The following is a 19,707-nucleotide window of genomic DNA, read 5'->3' on the forward strand; positions in this document are numbered from 1 at the left end:
ATGGAATCAGGGAACTTAGGCGATCACCTCCGCAGCGCGGATGCCGCGACCGGACTACGCGCAGTCGGCGCGCTTCACCGCCTCGCTGAACGCGTGGAGGCGACGCATGTTGCGCAGGCGAGGCGTGAAGGCTGGTCCTGGGAGCAGATCGGCGATGCTCTCGGCGTAACCCGTCAATCCGTCCACACGAAATACGGAAAGCAGGGAAACAATGTTTGAGAAATTTGCGCAATCCGCGAGAACCAGCGTTGAGGATGCCCGGAGTGAAGCCGCCCTCCGCGGCGACCGACGCATCGGCACTGATCATCTCCTCCTCGCGCTTCTCCGCGAAAAGGATCTCGCTCAGGCAGTTGGCGTTGACGCAGAAACCGCCGCTGATGCAGCCGATCGCCTCGACCGGAGCGCCTTACTTTCGATCGGCGTCGAGCTCGGCACATTCCAGCCGGCTGCCGAAGCGGCATCCTCACAACGAATCCCGATGACCGCCGGCGCTAAGACCGTGCTCCGGCACACTCTTGCATTCGCCGCCGCCGAAAAAGCGCGAACGATCACCTCGCGGCACATGCTTCTCGCGCTCCTCGACCGCGAAGAACCCGATTCGGCCGCGGCACTCTTTTCTGCACTCTCCGTTGACCGACAAGCAGTGCGCGATAACCTGAGCGAAGCTCGGTAATTCGACTAGGCCTACGCCTTCACGTTGCGTGCTAGCGGCTGAACGGATCCAAGCCGGTCGCCTTCACCGACAGCGCCCACAGTTGTTCCGCCGCGGCAGGGTCAATCGCCCACCCTTTCGCCCCACCGACGCTCATGTCGGCGTGGTCATCTGCAACGACGCCCTTGATGGAGCAGTCTTCGCAGTACGCGCCACCACGGTCGGCGAGCTCGAGAGCGGTGGCCGCCCAGAGCCCGGTTGATGCACCTTGGGCCGGGGTCTTGAACATCGGGTTGGGGTTACCCTCTTCATCGATCCACTGGCGGGCTAGCAACTCCTCGCGGGGCATATTCCGCTGCAGCTCAGTCATGATGCCACCGGGGTGCACCGAGAACGCGTGGATGCCGCGGCCGGCAAGACGAGCGTCCAGCGCAACGGCGAGCAGGGCATCCGCTGACTTTGACTGACCGTAAGCAACCCAAGGGTCGTAGGGGGTGGTCTCGAAGTTCACATCGTCGAAGAGCACGGGCGAACGCCAGTGACCCACCGACGAGTACGAGACGATACGGGCACCATCCTGAAGCAGCGGCTCGAGGCCAGCGACGAGAGCAAAATGCCCGAGCAGGTTGGTTCCGAACTGCATCTCCCACCCCTGAGGGGTCTGCTGTTCTGGCGTGGCCATGACTCCGGCAGCGTTGATCATCAGGTCAACGGCAGTGCCAGCGTCGCGCATCCGTTCAGTGAAGGCGGCAACAGAATCAAGATCGCCAAGGTCCATCGGCTCAATCTGAACACCGGCGATACCGGCAAGCGCGTCGGCGGCTTTCTCGGGGCGACGGGCCGGAACGATCACGGAGACACCGGCTTCGGCGAGCGCCTTCACGGTCTCGTAGCCAAGCCCTGAATAGCCACCGGTGACAACGGCGGTCTTGCCGGCGAGGTCGAATCCGGCGATCACTTCGGATGCCGTGCTGCGGTAGCCGAAGTTCGATTCGAGGGGCTGTTGGCGGGCTGTCATTTCTTCGAGGGAGATCATGCTTAGGACTCTAAGAGTTGGAGTGCACTCTAGGTCAAGCCGTGCGGTGGACTCCCAGAAAACGATGCGCTCGACCACCAAACGAGTCCGGGAAGCGAGAAAGCCCGGGCCGACCGAAGTCGACCCGGGCTCGATCCCTGGTGCTAGTTCACGCGAAGGCTATTAGCCCTTGGTGACCTCGTAATACAGCGGGACTGAGTCCCAACCGAACTTCACATTGCTAACGGTTTCTGCGTACACACCGGTCGCGTTGGAGTACCACAGCGGGATGCTGGGCAGGTCCTTCAACAGAACTTCCTGAGCGTCCTGATAGAGCGCCGTTGCGTCATCAACTGTCTGAGCTGCAGCGCCCTCCTTGAGGAGGCCGTCGAACTCAGAGCTGCTGTAGCCCTCATAGTTGGAGCCAGCACCGGTCTGGTAAAGCGGTGCGAGGAAGTTGTACAGCGACGGGTAGTCCGCCTGCCATCCGGCGCGAGTTGCACCGGTCAAGGTGCCAGCGACGCGATCTTCAAGCGACGACTTGAAGTCGGGGTAGGACTTGCCAATCGCCTCAATACCCAGGGTGTTCTTGATGCTGTTAGCTACAGCGTCAACCCATCCTTGGTGGCCACCGTCTGCGTTGTAGGCGATGTCGAACGTGCTGTCGCCGAACGGCGAGATTGCGTCGGCTTCCGCCCACAGCTTCTGCGCTTCGTCAGGGTTGTAGCTCAGTACATCGGCACCCTCAAGCGAGCTTGAGTAGCCGTCGATGACCGGGGAAGTGAAGTCGGTCGCCGGTGTGCGGGTTCCCTGGAAGATCACGTCAGTGATCTCGTCACGGTTGATCGACATCGAGATTGCCGCACGACGCAGCTTTCCTTCCTCGCCACTGAAGTGGTCGAGGTAGTAAGGAATGTTGAATGCCTGGAAGATGGCAGCCGGCTGGTTGATAGCGCGGTCACCGAACTCATCCTCGAAAATGCCGAAAGCACTATCGGGGACAGCATCGAGAACATCAAGGTTTCCACCAAGCACATCCGCATAGGCAGCATCCTGTGAGGTGTAGAACTTGAACGTGACTCCACCGTTGGCCGGCTTACGAACACCCTCGTAGTCGGGGTTAGTGACGAGCGCGATCTGCTCGTCGTGCTGCCACGCGTCATCACCGTCCATCATGTACGGACCGTTGCCGATGGGGTTCTCCCCGAAGGCTTCCAAGTCATCAAAGGCGACTGACGGAAGCGGCATGAATGCCGTATAGCCGAGACGCAACGGCCAGTCAGCTTCAGGAGCAACAAGAGTGACATCAAACGTCAGGTCGTCAACGACGCTGAGTCCGGTCAGTTCCGAGTCTGCTTCGTAGCTGAAGCCCTCGATGTCATCGAAGAAGTACGACGATGCCTGCGCGTTGCTGAACGTCGCGCCATACGTCCACGCATCCACGAACGAGTTCGCGGTTACTGCTTCACCATTGGTGAATGTCCACCCGTCATTGAGCGTGACCGTCCAGTGTTGGCCGTCTTCCGATTCGATCGACTTCGCAACATCATTGCGGATGCTTCCGTCTGCCTCATACGAAACCAGACCCGCGTAGATGGACGTCAGGATCTTTCCACCACCGGTCTCGGTGGTGCCGACGGTGATCAGCGGACCAAGCGGCTCGCTTCCGTTGGTGGTGATGATCTGGTTGACGTCGCCCGAGTCTCCACCATCGCTGCTAGCGCAGCCGGCGAGAGTGAGCGAGACCGCCGAGGCGAGCGCGACAGCGCCCAGCCCGAAACGTGATGTCTTCATGCTTCCTCCTGTGCAGTGAGCGCCTACGGTGCCGGCAGTGAGCGGCTCCGGGCGTTGGAATTACTTTAGGGCCCTGAAACTGTGACCTAACGTAAAGTGTAATAATGTTATCTCGTTGTTAGGTTAGATTACCTAGTTGCCTTACAAACAATTTACAAAACCGACACATGGCCTACCATTACTTTTAGACAAATTCCGCAAAGATTCGCGACAAAGGCACTCAGCCACACTGAGCACAGAAAGAAGTAGAGACGATGACGAGCGCGCCAATCCTCATGTTTTCGAGCACGATGTCCGCCGACATGCGACACGTAATCACCCACGAGGTGCACGACCCATTCCTCTACATTGAGGTTGATGGAAAGCGGTACACCGCCATCAAGTCTCTCGAAGCGGCCCGGATGCGCGACGTCGACAGCATGACCGTGTTCCCGCTTGAAGAACTCGGTTTCGATGACTTCCGCGCCGCTGGACAGGGCCCCGACCTCGCCGAGCTCAACTGTTTGGTTGAGGCATGCGTTCGCACCGGCGCGACGAGCGCCAGCGTTCCGTCCACCTTCCCGCTCGGCGTCGCCGATCACCTCCGTGCCGCTGGCATCGAACTGAACGTCGACAACCACCTCTTCGAAATGCGCCGCCGCGTGAAGTCACCCGCCGAGCTGGCCGGCATGCGCCGCGCTCAGATCGCTGCCGAGGCAGGCGTTGCCCACGTCGCTACCCAGATGGAAGCCGCGACGATCGGCGCCGATGGCGGATTGCTCATCGACGGCAAGCCGCTCACCTGCGAAGACCTGAAGACGGGCATCCGCGCCGCCTTCTTGCGCAACGGCTGCGAAGACGCCGGCCTCATCGTGGCTCACGGCGAGCAGACCTGCATCGGCCATCACGCTGGCTCGGGCCAGATCTTCGAGGGCGAGCCCGTCACGGTCGACATCTGCCCCCGCGACACCGAGTCCGGTGGAAACTCAGACATGACGCGCACCTTCGTCAAGGGCGAAGTCAACGACGAGCTCGCTACCTACTGGCGCATCGTCAAGGAAGCATTCGACAATACGCTCGCAGCCATCCGCCCCGGCCTTCCGGTCGCCGAACTGCACCGCATCTCGTGTGAGCCCATCAGCAACGCTGGCTTCCCCACGCAGCTCACCAAGAAGCCCGGTGAGGTTCTCACCGAGGGCTACTTCCACAGCCTCGGCCACGGAATCGGCCTCGAAGTTCACGAAGCTCCCGGCCTCGGCCAGAACGACGCCGTGCTCGTTGCCGGTGACGTCATCGCGATCGAGCCCGGCTGCTACCGCCAGGGTTTCGGCGGCGTGCGTCTCGAAGACATCGTTCTCGTGACCGAAGATGGTGCCGAGTTGATCACCGACTACCCTTACGAACTCGCCCCCGTCGCGATTTCGCGAGGAGTCTAAAGTGCGCGACCCCCGTATTGATGCCGCTCGCGAGCAGAGCATCCGCGAATGGCAGGAATTCTGTCGCTTTCCCTCGGTGGCTGGCGATCGTGTTGCAATCGAAGCTGCCGCCGACTGGTTGGAGCAGAAACTCCGCCGCCTCAGCGAGCGCGTCGAACGCATCGAGATTCCCGAATACGGGCCGGTCGTTGTCGCCTACTTCCCCGGAGCGAGCGCCAAAACGCTCATGCTCTACAACCACTATGACGTGCAACCCGCCGGCGACCTCGAGCAGTGGACTTCAGGCCCGTTCGACTCCGAAATTCGCGACGGTGCCATGTGGGGCCGTGGTGCCTGCGATGACAAAGCGGATGTCACGAGTCGCCTCCGCGCGCTCGAACTCTTCATCGAGGATCACCCCGGCGGTCTGCCCTACAGCATGATCTACCTCGCCGACCCGTGTGAGGAGATCGGTAGCCCCGGCCTCGAAACAGTGTTGGCCGAGAACGCCGAACGACTGAGTTCCGACGCCGTGCTGTGGGAAAGCTACCTTCGCGAAGATGATGGGCGCCCTGCGGTTGGTTTCGGATGCCGTGGCGGCATGGAGATCAGCCTGAGCCTGAACATCTTGGCCTCCGATCAGCACCCCTCGTATTCGCAGATACTGCGGTCCGCACCGCTCGAGTTGATGCGGGCGATCACGTCTCTCGTCACCGAGGACGGGCTCATCGCTGTTCCCGGTTTCACGGATTCTGCGTTGCGTCCGGATGCCGCAGCGAAGGCGCGCACGCAGGAGCTTTCGCTGCCCGGCGACGCTATCAGCCTCCCCGGCATTAGCCCCCTCAAGGACCTGCCGGAGGCAGAGCTCAAGGAGCGCTTCATCTTCGCTCCCTCGATGAGCCTCTCGGGTTTTGACCTTGACCCGAGCGTACGGCAGACCGTTCCGGCGAATGCCGCAGCGCGGGTACGCTTCGGGCTCATTCCTGGCATGGATCCGCACGCGTGCTTCGAGACAGTGAAGTCGTTCCTCGGCGACACCGCGCCCGATATTCAGGTCGAACTCATCCGCACGATGCAGCCAGCGTTCTCACCGGTAGATACTCCGTTTGCCGTGTCTGTTCTTGAGGCTGCAACGAAAGCTTTCGAGGCAGAACCCGTCATCTACGATGTGATGACTGGTTCCGGTCCCGGAGCATTTTTCCTTGAGCATCTTGGGGCTCCGCTGATCTCGCCCACCGGAACTTTGCGACCGGAGGGAAACATGCACGGCTACAACGAACACGGCTACCTCGAGGACTACCTCACCCACATCCAGTTCACGCTCGAACTGTTGCAGAACCTCGAAGCGAATGGGTTCGCAGAGCATGGCTGAGTCGACCCCAGACAGCGAAGCAACCACAATCATCGATCTGCTCGTGCAGAGCACGCCACAGGTCGAACTCGACAGAGTGGACTTGCAGCTAATCCGTCACTTGCACGAGGACTCAAGCATTTCGCTTCGCAGCTTGGGGGCGATGGTCGGGATGTCGGCGCCCAGCGTCGGTGAGCGCGTCGCCCGCCTCGAACGCACGGGTGTCATCCGCCGACGCAGCATTGAGATGGACTGGTCGGCTATGGGCCGACCGATGCTCGTCGTGATCCCGATTAAGATCACCTCCGATGCCAAGATGCTCACCGTCATTGAGGCTCTGCAGTCAATTCCCTCTCTCACCGAAATCCTCATCCTCAGTGGCACCTACGACATGATGGCGCGCTTCCGCCTTAGGGATCACGCCGAGCTGCAGACCCTTCTGCTTGAGAAGTTGGGCGCAGTCCCTGGGCTCCAACGTGTGGAAGCGATGATCAGTCTCGGCCGGGTCAACGACACCTCGCCGCTCACTCACATTCTTGGCATTGACGAATAACCGCTTCTACAGAAAGTAACTCCGTGCGCATTGATGATTCGTGGCGAGAACTCGCCGCTCCCGATTTTTCCCTCTACGCGGGGCTCGATCCCGAGCGTCGAATCATGATGATGGGTGCCGACCCTTTTGCGCCAGACAAGTGTCTGCCCGACCACGTCATTGACGCCACCAAGCAAGCGCTCGATGACGGCAAGACTCACTACTCGCTCGACAATGGCTACGCCGAACCCCGACTCAAAACCGCTCTCGTCAACAAACTTCGCGACTTCAACGGGATGCAGATCGACCCCGAAACGGAGTTGATGGTTGGGCCAAGCTCAGCCTTCACCCTCTTCCTCTCAATTCGCATCTGCATCCGACCCGGTCAGGGCGACGAAGTGCTCGTGACGAGCCCCGGCTTCGCCGAGAACATTAACGACATCCACCAGATGGGTGCGGTGTGCGTGCAGGTTCCGACCTACGAAGAAGATGGCTTCGCCCTGCGGATGGATGAATTCCGCTCGCGCATCACGGACCGCACTCGCGCCATCGTGATCACTAACCCCAACAACCCCACCGGAACCGTCTACACGCGCGAGAACCTCATGGAGCTTGCAGCGCTGGCTGAAGAGTTCGATCTCGGAGTGATCGTTGACCAGGACTTCGAGCGCCAGGTGTACGACGGAGCCGAGTACGTGAACTTCGCGACTCTGCCCGGAATGCGCGAACGCACCCTCACCGTGTTTGGCACCTCGAAAGACCTCGGGCTCACCGGGTTCCGCGTGGGCTACCTTGTTGCTCCAGCCGAGATTATGCCGATACTCAAGATCGCGACCTTCAACTACGTCGGCCCGACCAATACGTTCGCTCAATACGGCGTTGCGGCAGCCTACGAGAACCCCGCCTACACCGACGAGTGGTTCACGATTTATGACCAGCGCCGGCACGCCATCTTCGATGCGCTCCAGGGCATCCCGGGCGTAGGCGTAACGATGCCGGCCGGTGGTTTCTATCACTGGGTCAACATCTCCGAGCTCGGCACGTCGCTCGAAGTCGTCAAGCACCTCGTGGATACCCAGCAGCTCGGCGTCTCGCCCGGAAACTGGTTCGGCAACGTCGGCGAAGGCTACATCCGCGTCATGTACGGCTCGAACGGTCGTGATGAAGTCTTCCGGGAAGGCGTCGCGCGCTTGGCCGCTGGGCTCCGCGAGTTCGCCGAACTCACAGGTGTGAGCGCAGCCGTTTAGGCTCGCATCCCCCGTTGCAACGCGGGGGTTGCCCTTTACTTAGAGGGGCACCCCTGAGTTCGCGATGGTTTCATCGAGGCGATCCATTGTCTTGGCGCAGAACCAATAACCGCCAGCAAAGAGGTACTCGAAAACAACCCCGTCGCTTTGCGTCAACTGACTATAGAGGTCGCCACCACGATACGCAGTAATGGTGTATCCCTGCTCAAGCAGCTGATCTTGCTGCGCAGCGGCCTGATCCGGCGTGATGGGCGAGTAGCCGAAGAGCTCCCCCACGGCGTAGCCATTCGAAGTGAGGCACAAGAGCCCGCCATTGTCGACAAACATAGCGTTTCCGACGGACGACCCGTACATCTCCGCTTCGCTACGAGTTTTGTCGACGTATCTCGTAGTGCTTTCCGCATCCTGCAATGGAAGAGCACTCTCCATTTGAGCGAGAGTGTCCGCATCCACAAGCTGACTGCACTCAGTCGCGAGCTCAACCGGAGCTTCGGAGGGCTCTGGATCTGCGGTCGGAGTCGCAGCAACCGATGATGGAGCCTCACTGTTAGCCGGAGCTTCGGAGGGGCCACATCCAGCGAGAGTGAGAGCCAGCAACGACGCAACAATGAGACGGGGAATCACGGATAGTGAGTTCATGTCATTAGTGTAGCCTCACCTGCCCATTCTCCCGCGAAGCGCTTGCTTCGTGGAGGAATATCAGCAAACCCTGCAAGGTTGTACGGGACATGACCGACCTGCTTGCTCCCGACACTGCCATGGGCGCTGTGACGCTCAGCGTCGCGAACCTCGACGCCCTCACAGCGTATTACCGGGATGCCGTGGCTCTGACGGTGCTCAGCGAGTCCTCCGACACAGTCGTTCTCGGTCGCGGCACCACGCCCGTCGTGATCCTCAAGCATTCGCCTGCACTCAAGCATGCGAGCCCGCGCGATGCCGGACTCTTCCACACGGCCATCCTGTTCGATACTGAAGAGGCGCTGGCGGCATCCGTGTACTCGGTGGCGACTCGCTACCCGAAGACGTTCACGGGCAGCGCCGACCACCTGGTCAGCAAAGCCTTCTACTTCACCGATCCCGAAGGCAACGGTGTCGAACTGTATTGGGATCGCGACCGCACCCAGTGGAGCTGGACTCACGGCACCGTCGAAATGGGGACCCTCTTTCTTGACCCCAACGGGTTCCTCCAAGAGAACCTCACGGAGGCAGCCGTCGAGCAGCCCGTTATTGGCGGCGCCCGCGTCGGCCACGTGCACCTCCAAGTTGGCGATATCACCACCGCCCGCGAGTTCTACGTCAACCAGCTCGGTTTCGAAGCGACCACAGAAATCCCCGGAAGCGCCGTCTTCGTCAGCGCCGGTGGCTACCACCACCACATGGCCATGAACACGTGGAACTCCAGCGGCGCTGGTCCGCGGTTGCCAGCACTCGGACTCGCCAAAGTCGACATTGCGGTGCCGAGCGCCGACGACCTCGGCGCGCTGAGCGAACGGATGACGCACCACGGCATCCCGCTACGAAACGATGGCGAGACCGTCAGTTTCGATGACCCCTGGGCCAACACCATTCGCGTGAGCACCGCGGCGAAATAGGGCAACGGCTCACGCCAAAAATAGTGCTTGCCAATGCCCGAATCGAGGCGCACACTATCTCCCATGGACGCCGATCCTGTAACAACGAATCCGGAACACTATTCAGTGGTGTTCGAGAATGACCGCGTACGAGTGCTTGAGTACACCGATGCGGCCGGCGACAAGACGACACCGCACGAGCATCCTGACAGCCTGATGATCACCCTCAGTGACTTTCGCCGCCGCCTCCACGCTGGCGAAGGTCATCGTGATGTTGAGTTGGCATCGGGAGCAGCCGTCTGGCTCCCCGCGCAACGTCATGCCGGCGAAAACATTGGTGACACCCCCACCCACGTAATGTTTGTGGAACTGAAGGATGCCGGCCCTCGCAGCGAGGAAACCAGCGAGGCAAAACCAGGCGAATGGATCGGCCCGGCCTAACACCACCGGAACAGCTCGGCCTTTCAGCCGCTCGGCCTCGCCTCAGCCGCTCAGCCGTTCAGCCGTTCAGCCGTTCCGCTAGGTGCGCGCCCTACCCTCCGAGAAGTTCGTCGATCTCGCGGATGATCGGCCACGCGCACTCTTCTGAGTTGGAGAGCACAACAACGTCGAGATCCGCTTCAAGATAGTGACGAACGATTCCGGATGCTCCCGGCCCCACACCATCAGCAAAGTAGCTGCGCACAGTGCCGTCTTCATTCATATCGAACTCAAGACCAAAGCCGTACCAGGTCTCTTCGTCGTACTGCACTTGCGGGGTGAGGAACTCCTCCGTGAATTCTGCGTTGAGGAGCTCACCAGCGCGAACGGCCTGAATGAAGCGGATGAGATCGGCCGCCGTCACGTGAGCCCCACCATCGGGAAGACCGATCGGGGGCATGCTGTACACGTTCGAAACCCAGCGCCCGTCGATGAAATCCCAGCCCTCAGCAACTCGCGGTGCGGCATCCCGACGGTCATAGAAACCAGAATCGATCATGCCTGCCGGCGTGAAGACGTCGTCAAAAATCAGCTGACGGTAGTTCTCTTCGGTGACCTTCTCGAGGGCGAGGCCGGCGAGCACGTAGCCGGCGTTGCTGTACACGCACTCAACTCCAGGTGCGGCCAGCGATTCTTTGTTGATGAACAACGGCAACTGATCAGCCGGTTCCATGATCGTGTAACTGGGGAACTCCGACCACAGTTCGGCGTAGGTTTCACCCTCTTCTTCATCCACGTCATCCGCGATACCACTCGTGTGGGTGAGAACATGCAGCAGCGTGACGGCTGGGTCGATTTGCGATTCGGCCAGGTCAACATAGTGATGGATGGAAGTTTCGAGGTCGAGCTCACCCTTCGACGCCTGCTGTAGGACGGCAATGCTGGTGAAGAGCTTCGTGATGGAGCTCGAATCGAAACGGGTGTCTGCCGTGTTCGGCACATCCCACCGGTGGCTTGCCTTGCCCATCACGGCTTCAAAAATTGTGGCATTGCCTCGCTTGATCAAGACCGTGCCAGAGAAGTCGTTTTGCTCAAGAAATTCATTGAGCTCGGTGGTGTCCATACGGTGAGCCTACCGAGAACTTCTGTGTCATTCGTGGAATAAACATCGACTGGGGTTAGTTGCTGAGTGACATGACTACTTCACTTCTTGAACACCCCAGCTTCACCACCGGCACTTGGCAGATCGATGCTGCTCACTCGACGGTTTCCTTCACCGTCAAGCACCTCATGATCAGCAAGGTCCGTGGAACTTTCGATGGCTTCTCTGGCACCATCGTCACTTCCGAAACGCCCGCCGCCAACTCGGTGACGGCAGAGATCGACATGTCGACGATCAACACCAACCAGGCTGACCGCGATGGCCACCTGCGCACCAACGACTTCTTTAACGTGGAGCAGTTCCCCACTGCAACGTTCACCTCAACTTCGGTGGCCATCGTCGGCGACGACATCACCATCGAGGGCGACCTCACGTTGCGCGGTGTCACCAAGCCCGTAACCCTGAAGGGCGAGTTCGGCGGAATCGCTACAAACCCCTACGGCCAGACGATTGCCGCGGCAAGCGCCAGCACCGTCATCAACCGCACCGACTTCGGCGTCAATTACAACGCTGCACTCGAAACTGGCGGCGTTCTTCTCGGCGAGAACATCACCCTCAACTTCGACCTTCAGGCTGCACTTCAGCAGTAAGCAAAACCACCCGAACAACTGATGAGGCCTCTCTGCGCACCGCGCGGAGAGGCCTTTGTCATGACGTGCCAGCCGCAGTATCGAGCAACACTTTCTCGGCTGCGGCAACGGCGGCGCTCCGCCACACCACAAGTGCGGCCGCTGTAACGATAAGAACGAGAATTCCGGCACCCCACGCGAGTCCCGCGTAGCCGACCATTGCCAGAATCGGCCCGGCAAAGCCTCCACCGAGTGCCCCGGCGAGACTCATGATGGTGTCGCTGCGGCCCTGAACGCGCAATTTAGTTTTTCCCGTCGCAAGGTCAGCAACGAGTGCAGACCCGCCAACGGTCGACGCGCTCCAGCCGAGGCCCAGTAAGACGAGTCCGACAGTGACAGCCGCGTTGCTCAGTTGACCCAGTGCGACCACAAGAACGGCGGCAGCAAAGAACGCTTGACCGATGAGGATCGTCGGGATGCGACCGAAATGGTCGCTCGCCCATCCGAAGACCGGCGACAGCGCATACATTCCCGCAATGTGAAGACTGATGGTGAAGCCGATGATCGTGAGGCTCGCTCCCTGGTGGCTGAGGTGAACAGGCGTCATGGCCATGATCGAGACCATCACCGCATGGCTGATCGCGATGGCAGCGACAGCGAAGACGATCGGGCCGCGTCCGCGAACTATTCCGGCATCCGCCGCAGCAGCAGGTTCAACCGGGCGTTGGCCGGCGAGCGTCAACGGATCGGGCCGCAACACCACAAGATAGAGCACCATCGCGGCCAGTTGCGCCGCAATCGCGAACACAAACGATCCCGTATTGGTTGGCAGCGACAACCACTGCGCAACGGCCTCGCCTGGTCCAATGAGGTTCGGGCCGGCAACAGCACCGATAGTCGTTGACCAGACCACGAGTGAGAGGTCACGACCGCGGTGTTCGGGAGCCGCAACATCCGTCGCCGCAAAGCGCGCCTGCAAGCCGACCGCCGTACCGACGCCGAGCATTGCAAAGCCAAGAATGAGTAGCGGGAAGAATGCGACACCAATTGCGATCACGGTGATGAGCGAGCCGCCTGCCGCAACACCGGCACCGAGTGCCAGTGCCGGTCGGCGACCCCAGCGGGCGGCGAGCCGAGCGAGCGGAATCGAAACAAGCGCTGCACCGAGCGTGCTGGATGTCGCAGCCGCCCCCGAGAGCGTCTCGCCGCCCAAATCGGCGGCCAGAATTGCGCCAACGGCGACGGTAGCGCCCAGCCCCAACCCGGCAAGCACTTGGCCGGCAACCAGGGTTCTGACGATGCGAGATTGCACTGCGCGGTCAATGTCCATGGGTACAGTCTGGCGCACCACTGGCCTCCGCTAGACTGGGAGTAATCCGCCCGCGCGAAATCATGGAGTGATTCGGTGCCAATAATCGTTGTCGAGGTAATGCCTAAGGCTGAAATCCTCGATCCTCAGGGCAAGGCTGTAGCCGGCGCCCTCGTCCGTCTCGACAAGAACGAGTTCAGTGCGGTGCGCATCGGTAAGCGTTTTGAGCTCACCGTTGAGGGACCGATCACTGACGAGTTGCTAGCTGAGGCCCGCGAGATCGCTAACGATCTTCTGGCCAACACGGTGATCGAAGATGTTATTTATGTCGGCGAGGCTCGTCCCGCCAACGACGCTCAGGGCGCATAGTGCGCGTCGGAGTCATCACCTTTCCGGGCTCGCTCGACGACCGTGACGCGCAGCGTGCGGTCAAGCTGGGTGGCGGTGAGCCGGTAGCCCTGTGGCACGGCGACCACGACCTCAAAAACGTGGATGCCATCGTTCTGCCCGGCGGGTTCAGCTACGGCGACTACCTCCGTGCCGGCGCAATCGCAGCCCACTCGCCCATCATGAGCGAAGTCATCACGGCCGCTAATGCCGGAATGCCCGTTCTGGGCATCTGCAACGGGTTCCAGATCTTGGTGGAGTCCCACCTTCTTCCCGGTGGCCTTGTGCGCAACGACCACGGCGACTTTGTGTGCCGCGACCAGAAGCTGCGCGTCGAAAACGTCAACACGGCCTGGAGCAACGGCTTCAGAGAGGACGAAGAGATCATCATCCCGTTGAAGAACGGCGAGGGTGGCTACATCGCCGACCAAGACACTCTTGATCGTCTTGAGGGTGAAGGCCAGGTGGTGTTCCGCTACCTCGAGGTCAACCCCAACGGTTCGGCGAATGACATTGCCGGCATCTCAAATGCGCGAGGCAACGTTGTTGGTTTGATGCCGCATCCCGAGCACGCTACCGAGCCTGGCTTTGGGCCAGACACTCGTGCTGCGATGCGGTCGGGCACTGACGGCCTCACGTTCTTCACGAGCGCCATCAGCTCGTTGATGGCCAACGCCTAAGGCTGGCGGCTTCTTCACAATGTTTGCGACCCCCAAGTCACTTTTCCGCGTGCTCGCTTTTGCTGAAGCGGTTACCTGGACGTTGCTCATTACCGGCCTCGTTTTGCGCGCCACAATGGGGCTGGATGTCGCGGTGTCGATCGGTGGAGCCATTCACGGTTTCGTCTTCCTGGCCTACGGTGCCACGGCCGTGTTGTTGACGGTGAACCAGCGCTGGAGCGTCGGCGCCGCCGTTCTCACTATCGGTAGTGCTGTTATTCCGTATGCCACGATCCCCGTTGAGTTGTGGCTTGCCCGCACGGATCGCCTTGCTGGCGAGTGGCGCACCGAAGCCTCCGACCACCCGCGTGACGCTGGCTGGGTCGACCGCACGATGCGCTGGGCCCTCAACCACCCGGTTCTGCTTGCCAGCGTGATCGTTGCGGCGGTCGTTGTGCTTTACGTTGTGCTGATCACCCTCGGCCCTCCCGGCGGCGGCGAGTAACGAGTCGCGCTCGGCGCGCGGCACCCCGGTTCGGAGCACCCGACTACAGCAAGAAGAACCCGATCACTCCCGGGTTGCGGGCGTGCACGATCACCAGAAATACAACCGCATCAAACAGTAGGTGCACGCTCAGCACATACACGAGCGACTTCGTGGTCGAGAAGATCCAGCCCTGCAGCAGGGCGAACGGGATTGTCAGCAGAGGGCCCCACGACTGGTAGCCGAGTTCCCACAGGAACGACACGAAGATCACCATCTGCAGCAGGTTCGCCTGCCAGACCGGGAAGTGCCTCCGGAAGAGCACGAAAACGGTGAGGATGAAGAACAGCTCGTCCCACGTGCCGACAGCATTCACGCCCACGAAGAGTCGACCGATCTCATCTGCCGCGGTGACCGCAGGCCAGTTGAGGTACACGCCGCTCGTGATGAAGTAGAACGGCAGGATGAGCCAGCCCAAGAAGAGCACGAGGAACAGGTAGCCCCACTGAACACGGTTCCACGGCCATCCGCCCCGCCACGGAAAGCGGATGACGCGATCCTTGAACACAAAGCGTGACAGTGCGTAGGGCACGGCTACGGCCGCCGACAGCACGAACCCCATGAGAAAGAAGTTGCCCCAGCTGATGTCGGCGGCCACCGAAATGGTGGAGACGATGACCATGCCTGTGGCGATAAGGAACAGGTCTTTTGCGAGACCCTCGCTGAGCTTGCGACTGTCAGTGAACCAGGCGCCAGCGAGCGCGACCGCCACAACGACGTAGCCGAGCAGTGGCAAACGCAGCGAGAACATGAGCACCGCTGATCCACTCAGCAGCGCTGCGGGAATCAGACCCCAACTGCGTGAGCTGAGGGGCGGCGAACTGACAGCGCTGTCGAGGGCAGGCATCGTGAAAGGTTCCTAATCGTTGATGACGCGCTTGTCGGTGGAAGCCTGAGCCTCTTCGGCGTCGGTCTCTTCTGGCCCGACCAAGTTCTCGGGAATGTTCTCCTGAACGGGAATGGCTCCCGTGAACTCTTGGCGACGGGCCTCTGCTTCAACGCTTCCGCTGAACAGCCCGCGCTCCTGAGGATCAATGGAGGCACGACCGCGCGGTCGGGCTTCGTTCTCCACCATGAGCACGCGCGTGCGAGGCAGGGCTGCGGGGTTCTTCTGCTGCAACCAGCCGACCATCTCTTCGCGAACGAGAGTGCGGAGATCCCACTGCGCGCCAGAGTCTGCGGCACTGATCAGTACGCGCACGCGCACGAAACCACCCGTGGCATCCACGACTTGGATGTTGGCGGTACGGCCATCCCACAGGTCAGAGTCGGCAACGATCTTTTTGAGCTGCGCGCGCATTTGGTCGATATTGACGTGCCAGTCGAGATCGAAGTTGATCTCACCAAGAAGTTCGGTGGCATTGCGGGTCCAGTTCTGGAACGGCGTTGTCGTGAAGTAGGTGGATGGCAGCACGAGGCGGCGCTGGTCCCAAATGCTCACCACAATGTAGGTGAGGGTGATCTCTTCGATGCGACCCCATTCGCCGTCGGCAATGACAACATCATCCACTCGGATGGCGTCGCTGAAGGCGAGCTGCATTCCGGCAAAAACGTTGGCGAGAGCCGACTGAGCGGCGATGCCGGCAACGACGCTGACGAGGCCAGCGGAGGCCAGAACGCTCGCGCCGAGAGCTTCAGCACCTGGCAGGGTCAACAGAATGGCCCCGATTGTGACGATGATGATGACGGCGGCAAGCACTCGACGAATCAGTTGAACCTGAGTGCGGATGCGGCGGGCGGCCCGGTTATCCGGAACGTCGGTGGGGTAGCGGGTAAGCGTGCGATTGAGCAGCAGGTTGATTACGGCGATGAGCAACCAACCGCTCGTGGCGATCACCACGACGAGAATCACCCCATCGATGACGCCGCGCAGGCCCTCAAGGGGAAGAGTGATCGAGATCGCCGCCCACACGGCGAGGAGTGCCATGAGCACGCGCAAACGCTGCCGAACCGGCGCGAGCGTTTGATATACCCCCGGCCGAAGCCGTGCGATACCTCGCACAATGAGAGAGATCACCCCGACGGCAATGACGACCGTGACAAGCGCAATCAGTACAGCTACGGCGAGACCCAGCCACGATACCCATTCAAACACTCGAGTGATTTCCTTTCATTGGCGTCGCACCAGCCTACGGGCACTTACCTTCATGGCGCCTGCCGTGATTAACTAGGGCGATTCGAGAGGGGCGCTATGAGCGAGGCAGCAACGCAGAGTGCACGACGCAGCTCGCTGCGCCGGTGGACGGCAACGTTTCGCGAATCGATCGCCACAGAGTTGTGGCCGCTGCCAACTCTCTTCATCATCATCGCGGTCGCCCTGGGGGTTGTTCTTCCCCTCATCGATCGTGCCGTTGACTCGTCTCTTGCTCCCGGATTTCAGCGCATACTGTTCGCTGGCGGGCCGGAGGCAGCCCGAGCGGTGCTCTCTGCCGTTGCTGGATCGCTCATCACGGCAACCTCGCTGACATTCTCGTTGACGGTTGTTGCACTCCAATTGGCCAGCAGCCAGGCCTCACCACGCGTGTTGCGGACCTTCCTCAAAGATCCGACGGTGCATTGGACTCTCGCGGTCTTTGTGGGAACTTTCGCCTACTCGTTGACGGTGCTGCGCACGATTCAGGATGGCTCTGACAGTTTCGATCCCATTGTGCCCCGATTGGCCGTCACACTTGCATCTTTACTGACTCTGGCCAGCGTTGTCATGCTCGTACTGTTTTTAGCGCATCTCGCCCGGCAACTGCGCATTGAAACCACGATGCGTCAGGTCTATTTGGAGACCAGCAGCACGATCAACCTAGTGGCGTCCACTATGGCGGTCGGTCGCACAGAGCTTCCCCAGTGGCCACCAGATGAACGCATCGAGTTCAGCTTGGCTACACGGTCGGGGTTCATCCGTTCCACCGATCGTTCGCGGCTGCTCACGACAGCGATCAAGTACGACATTGTGGTGCGCGAAGAGCACACCGTCGGGCACCATGTCGTCAGCAAAACTCCCGTAGCTCGGTGGTGGCCGCGTGACCCGATGCAGCATCTGGATGACGAAGAGCGCGATACCATCAGCCGTGCGATCGCGGGCGCTGTTGACCTCGCCTATGAGCGCACGGCCAGCCAGGATATCGGTTTTGGCATCCGGCAACTCGTCGACATTACTGCACGCGCGCTGTCGCCAGGGGTCAATGACCCGACGACCGCGGTGCACACGCTTGGCCACATTTCGGCGACGCTCTGCTCGCTGGCTGAGTTGCCCATCCAATCGATGGGACTCACCGATGAAGACGATCTCGTGCGGGTCATCATCAAGCCCCACGATTTCGTGAGCCTGCTCGACATCGCCCTGACCCAACCGCGCCGGTATGGCGCGAGCGACCCCGGAGTAGTGGAGCGCCTGTTCCAGCTGCTGCAAGAGGTGGGCTACCGGGCGCAACGAACCGACCAGACGGCGGCCGTGCTTCAACAGATTGAGCGACTCGAAGCCTCCGTTGCTGCGGAAACGTATGACGCGGTGGAGCGCGAACGATTCGTCAGATTTGCCGAGGCCGCTCGCGCTGCGGCCACGGAACACCGCTGGGTGTAAAAGGCTCACGGTCGGGTGTGCCGAAGTCGCCTCGACTATTATTTCCCCATGCCGCCGACCTCCTCTTCACGCCCCGATGCTTACGGAGCAGAGCGGGTACTGATTTTGTCAGCCGGGGTGGGATCGGGTCATAACAGCGCGGCGGCGGCAGTGCGCCAAGCCTGTGCCACACGCACCGATATCGTTGAAGTGGAGGTGCTCGACGTGTTACAGATAAGCAGCGCTCTCTACCGCGACGTGCTGGCGAAAGGCTACTTTGTACTCGCGAAGGGTTTGCCCTGGCTCCTCGAGTGGGCTTACGACGTCAGCGACGCACCGTTTTGGCGCCGCGGACCGATCGACCCGTGGACGCAGGCAAACTCTCTTCCCGTGATCCGCGCGATCAAACGCTTCCAGCCAACCGCGATCGTGAGCACCCACTTTCTTCCGGCCCAACTGATGGCAACACTGCTGATGCGTGGCGTGATCGATGCCAAGACAGCGGTTGTCACGACTGATTATGATCCCCAAGGCCTGTGGATGACCAGCGCGTTTCACTCTTTCAATGTGGCTCGAGAGGAAGGAAGGGTAGAACTGACAGCGCTCGGCTTACCGCCAGACCGCATCGCAGCCACCGGCATCCCGATTGCAACGCACCCGGATGTCGCGCCCGACCGTATCGCCCACGACACCCCCAATATCTTGATTTCCGCTGGCGCAGCGGGCGGAGATTATGCCATCGCCGCAGTGCGGCAGACACTTCATCTGCGCTCTCCGTTCACGGCCACGGTCGTGTGCGGGCACAACGACGAGACTCGCACGAGCATCGAGCAACTAGTAGGGGCTGACGATCGCTACCGTGTGCTGGGGTTTACGACAGAGATGCCATCATTGCTGCAGAGCGCTGACCTCTTCGTCGGAAAACCGGGCGGATTAACAGCGTCCGAATGCATGGCGGCAGGTTTGCCCATGGTGCTGGTGAACCCCATCCCGGGCCAAGAAGTTCGCAACGGTGACTACCTGATGGAACAGGGTGCTGCTGTTCGTTGCAACGACGTCACCACCCTCGGCTGGAAGATCGACCAGATCTTGCGCGAACCTGATCGCCTCCAGCGGATGCAAGCTGCAGCGAAGAGCACCGGCCGACCGGATGCCGCGGCAGACGTTCTCACTGGCCTGCTTGATGGCCCGGCCCGGCCGATCGTCGTGACTCGCGCTGCTCAAAAATCTATTCTTGCCGCCAGCGAACGACAAATGGTGGCGAGCGATCTCAGGGGAGCGTCCGCCCTAGTTCGACTGACTGATCTCACAGACAACAGCACGGTGGCACTCCTGAAAGCAGATGAGCTGGAAGACCTGCAGAAGCGGTACGCGTCTTCTGGTGGAGACCTAGTGCTGAGACCCGACAAGACGCTCGCCTCAGTGCGCTGGGAGGGCCGCCGACTCATTCGGGCAGTGCTCCGCAACGACGATGCGCTGCGTGTTCGCATCGACGCCCTTCCGCAGGGGCAGGCACAGTCGCGGGCGTAATCGCAGCCGCAGTCGCAA

The 19,707-nt window shown here is 60.8% G+C and carries 21 protein-coding genes; 14 read left to right on the plus strand and 7 right to left on the minus strand.

Features of this window, described 5'->3' with window-relative positions:
- The gene (locus tag ACOH1Z_RS06580; protein ID WP_449648209.1) at positions 1 to 219 is read left to right on the plus strand and encodes a helix-turn-helix domain-containing protein; all 219 of its coding nucleotides are present in this window, start codon (positions 1 to 3) and stop codon (positions 217 to 219) included.
- The gene (locus ACOH1Z_RS06585; RefSeq protein WP_449647642.1) at positions 212 to 673 is read left to right on the plus strand and encodes a Clp protease N-terminal domain-containing protein; all 462 of its coding nucleotides are present in this window, start codon (positions 212 to 214) and stop codon (positions 671 to 673) included. The genes ACOH1Z_RS06580 and ACOH1Z_RS06585 overlap by 8 nt, the downstream gene beginning before the upstream one ends.
- A 31-nt stretch (positions 674 to 704) precedes the next feature.
- Here the strand turns inward: ACOH1Z_RS06585 and ACOH1Z_RS06590 are convergent, their stop codons facing one another.
- The gene (locus ACOH1Z_RS06590; protein ID WP_449647643.1) at positions 705 to 1,688 is read right to left on the minus strand and encodes an oxidoreductase; all 984 of its coding nucleotides are present in this window, start codon (positions 1,686 to 1,688) and stop codon (positions 705 to 707) included.
- 162 nt (positions 1,689 to 1,850) lie between these two features.
- On the minus strand, positions 1,851 to 3,461 hold the full coding sequence (locus tag ACOH1Z_RS06595) for a peptide ABC transporter substrate-binding protein (protein ID WP_449647644.1): 1,611 nt from the start codon (positions 3,459 to 3,461) through the stop codon (positions 1,851 to 1,853).
- A 254-nt stretch (positions 3,462 to 3,715) separates the two neighbouring features.
- Here ACOH1Z_RS06595 and ACOH1Z_RS06600 point away from each other — a divergent pair, with 254 nt between their 5' ends.
- The 4 genes from ACOH1Z_RS06600 to ACOH1Z_RS06615 are packed head-to-tail and all read left to right on the plus strand — an operon-like array spanning position 3,716 to position 7,985.
- On the plus strand, positions 3,716 to 4,876 hold the full coding sequence (locus ACOH1Z_RS06600) for a M24 family metallopeptidase (protein ID WP_449647645.1): 1,161 nt from the start codon (positions 3,716 to 3,718) through the stop codon (positions 4,874 to 4,876).
- A gap of 1 nt (position 4,877) precedes the next feature.
- Positions 4,878 to 6,227, plus strand: coding sequence for a M20/M25/M40 family metallo-hydrolase (locus ACOH1Z_RS06605; protein ID WP_449647646.1), 1,350 nt, complete (start codon positions 4,878 to 4,880; stop codon positions 6,225 to 6,227).
- Positions 6,220 to 6,759 carry an Lrp/AsnC family transcriptional regulator gene (locus ACOH1Z_RS06610; RefSeq protein ID WP_449647647.1) on the plus strand — a complete coding sequence of 180 codons (540 nt, stop codon included), beginning with the start codon at positions 6,220 to 6,222 and terminating at the stop codon, positions 6,757 to 6,759. Before ACOH1Z_RS06605 ends, ACOH1Z_RS06610 begins: the two co-directional genes overlap by 8 nt.
- A 23-nt stretch (positions 6,760 to 6,782) precedes the next feature.
- Positions 6,783 to 7,985: a pyridoxal phosphate-dependent aminotransferase gene (locus tag ACOH1Z_RS06615; protein ID WP_449647648.1), complete on the plus strand. Its 1,203-nt coding sequence runs from the start codon at positions 6,783 to 6,785 to the stop codon at positions 7,983 to 7,985.
- Between the two features lie 39 nt (positions 7,986 to 8,024).
- On the opposite strand, the gene ACOH1Z_RS06620 is transcribed toward ACOH1Z_RS06615, so the two are convergent.
- The gene (locus ACOH1Z_RS06620) at positions 8,025 to 8,624 is read right to left on the minus strand and encodes a hypothetical protein (protein ID WP_449647649.1); all 600 of its coding nucleotides are present in this window, start codon (positions 8,622 to 8,624) and stop codon (positions 8,025 to 8,027) included.
- Positions 8,625 to 8,713: 89 nt separating this feature from the next.
- Between ACOH1Z_RS06620 and ACOH1Z_RS06625 the strand changes: the two genes are divergently transcribed.
- The gene (locus ACOH1Z_RS06625; protein WP_449647650.1) at positions 8,714 to 9,577 is read left to right on the plus strand and encodes a VOC family protein; all 864 of its coding nucleotides are present in this window, start codon (positions 8,714 to 8,716) and stop codon (positions 9,575 to 9,577) included.
- A 63-nt stretch (positions 9,578 to 9,640) separates the two neighbouring features.
- Positions 9,641 to 9,997 (plus strand): cupin domain-containing protein, encoded by a 357-nt coding sequence (locus ACOH1Z_RS06630; RefSeq protein WP_449647651.1) that lies wholly within the window; start codon positions 9,641 to 9,643, stop codon positions 9,995 to 9,997.
- A 91-nt stretch (positions 9,998 to 10,088) separates the two neighbouring features.
- Here the strand turns inward: ACOH1Z_RS06630 and ACOH1Z_RS06635 are convergent, their stop codons facing one another.
- The gene (locus ACOH1Z_RS06635) at positions 10,089 to 11,099 is read right to left on the minus strand and encodes a serine hydrolase domain-containing protein (protein WP_449647652.1); all 1,011 of its coding nucleotides are present in this window, start codon (positions 11,097 to 11,099) and stop codon (positions 10,089 to 10,091) included.
- 71 nt (positions 11,100 to 11,170) lie between these two features.
- Between ACOH1Z_RS06635 and ACOH1Z_RS06640 the strand changes: the two genes are divergently transcribed.
- Positions 11,171 to 11,728: a YceI family protein gene (locus ACOH1Z_RS06640; RefSeq protein ID WP_449647653.1), complete on the plus strand. Its 558-nt coding sequence runs from the start codon at positions 11,171 to 11,173 to the stop codon at positions 11,726 to 11,728.
- A 58-nt stretch (positions 11,729 to 11,786) separates the two neighbouring features.
- On the opposite strand, the gene ACOH1Z_RS06645 is transcribed toward ACOH1Z_RS06640, so the two are convergent.
- Positions 11,787 to 13,037 carry an MFS transporter gene (locus ACOH1Z_RS06645; protein ID WP_449647654.1) on the minus strand — a complete coding sequence of 417 codons (1,251 nt, stop codon included), beginning with the start codon at positions 13,035 to 13,037 and terminating at the stop codon, positions 11,787 to 11,789.
- Between the two features lie 75 nt (positions 13,038 to 13,112).
- On the opposite strand from ACOH1Z_RS06645, the gene purS reads away from it, so the two are divergent.
- From purS to ACOH1Z_RS06660, 3 genes are read left to right on the plus strand one after another with little or no spacing between them, the layout of a single operon-like run.
- On the plus strand, positions 13,113 to 13,385 hold the full coding sequence (gene purS, locus ACOH1Z_RS06650) for a phosphoribosylformylglycinamidine synthase subunit PurS (RefSeq protein WP_449647655.1): 273 nt from the start codon (positions 13,113 to 13,115) through the stop codon (positions 13,383 to 13,385).
- Positions 13,385 to 14,083: a phosphoribosylformylglycinamidine synthase subunit PurQ gene (purQ, locus tag ACOH1Z_RS06655; protein ID WP_449647656.1), complete on the plus strand. Its 699-nt coding sequence runs from the start codon at positions 13,385 to 13,387 to the stop codon at positions 14,081 to 14,083. Before purS ends, purQ begins: the two co-directional genes overlap by 1 nt.
- 19 nt (positions 14,084 to 14,102) lie before the next feature.
- Positions 14,103 to 14,567 carry a DUF3817 domain-containing protein gene (locus tag ACOH1Z_RS06660; protein ID WP_449647657.1) on the plus strand — a complete coding sequence of 155 codons (465 nt, stop codon included), beginning with the start codon at positions 14,103 to 14,105 and terminating at the stop codon, positions 14,565 to 14,567.
- 43 nt (positions 14,568 to 14,610) lie between these two features.
- On the opposite strand, the gene ACOH1Z_RS06665 is transcribed toward ACOH1Z_RS06660, so the two are convergent.
- Together ACOH1Z_RS06665 and ACOH1Z_RS06670 are read right to left on the minus strand one after the other, a co-directional pair.
- On the minus strand, positions 14,611 to 15,453 hold the full coding sequence (locus ACOH1Z_RS06665; RefSeq protein WP_449647658.1) for a CPBP family glutamic-type intramembrane protease: 843 nt from the start codon (positions 15,451 to 15,453) through the stop codon (positions 14,611 to 14,613).
- A 12-nt stretch (positions 15,454 to 15,465) separates the two neighbouring features.
- On the minus strand, positions 15,466 to 16,701 hold the full coding sequence (locus ACOH1Z_RS06670; RefSeq protein WP_449647659.1) for a mechanosensitive ion channel family protein: 1,236 nt from the start codon (positions 16,699 to 16,701) through the stop codon (positions 15,466 to 15,468).
- A 96-nt stretch (positions 16,702 to 16,797) separates the two neighbouring features.
- Between ACOH1Z_RS06670 and ACOH1Z_RS06675 the strand changes: the two genes are divergently transcribed.
- Both ACOH1Z_RS06675 and ACOH1Z_RS06680 read left to right on the plus strand, forming a co-directional pair.
- Positions 16,798 to 18,180: a DUF2254 domain-containing protein gene (locus ACOH1Z_RS06675; protein WP_449647660.1), complete on the plus strand. Its 1,383-nt coding sequence runs from the start codon at positions 16,798 to 16,800 to the stop codon at positions 18,178 to 18,180.
- 48 nt (positions 18,181 to 18,228) lie between these two features.
- Positions 18,229 to 19,689, plus strand: coding sequence for an MGDG synthase family glycosyltransferase (locus tag ACOH1Z_RS06680; RefSeq protein WP_449647661.1), 1,461 nt, complete (start codon positions 18,229 to 18,231; stop codon positions 19,687 to 19,689).
- Positions 19,690 to 19,707 lie beyond the last annotated feature (18 nt).

The organism is Rhodoglobus sp., from assembly GCF_053580035.1.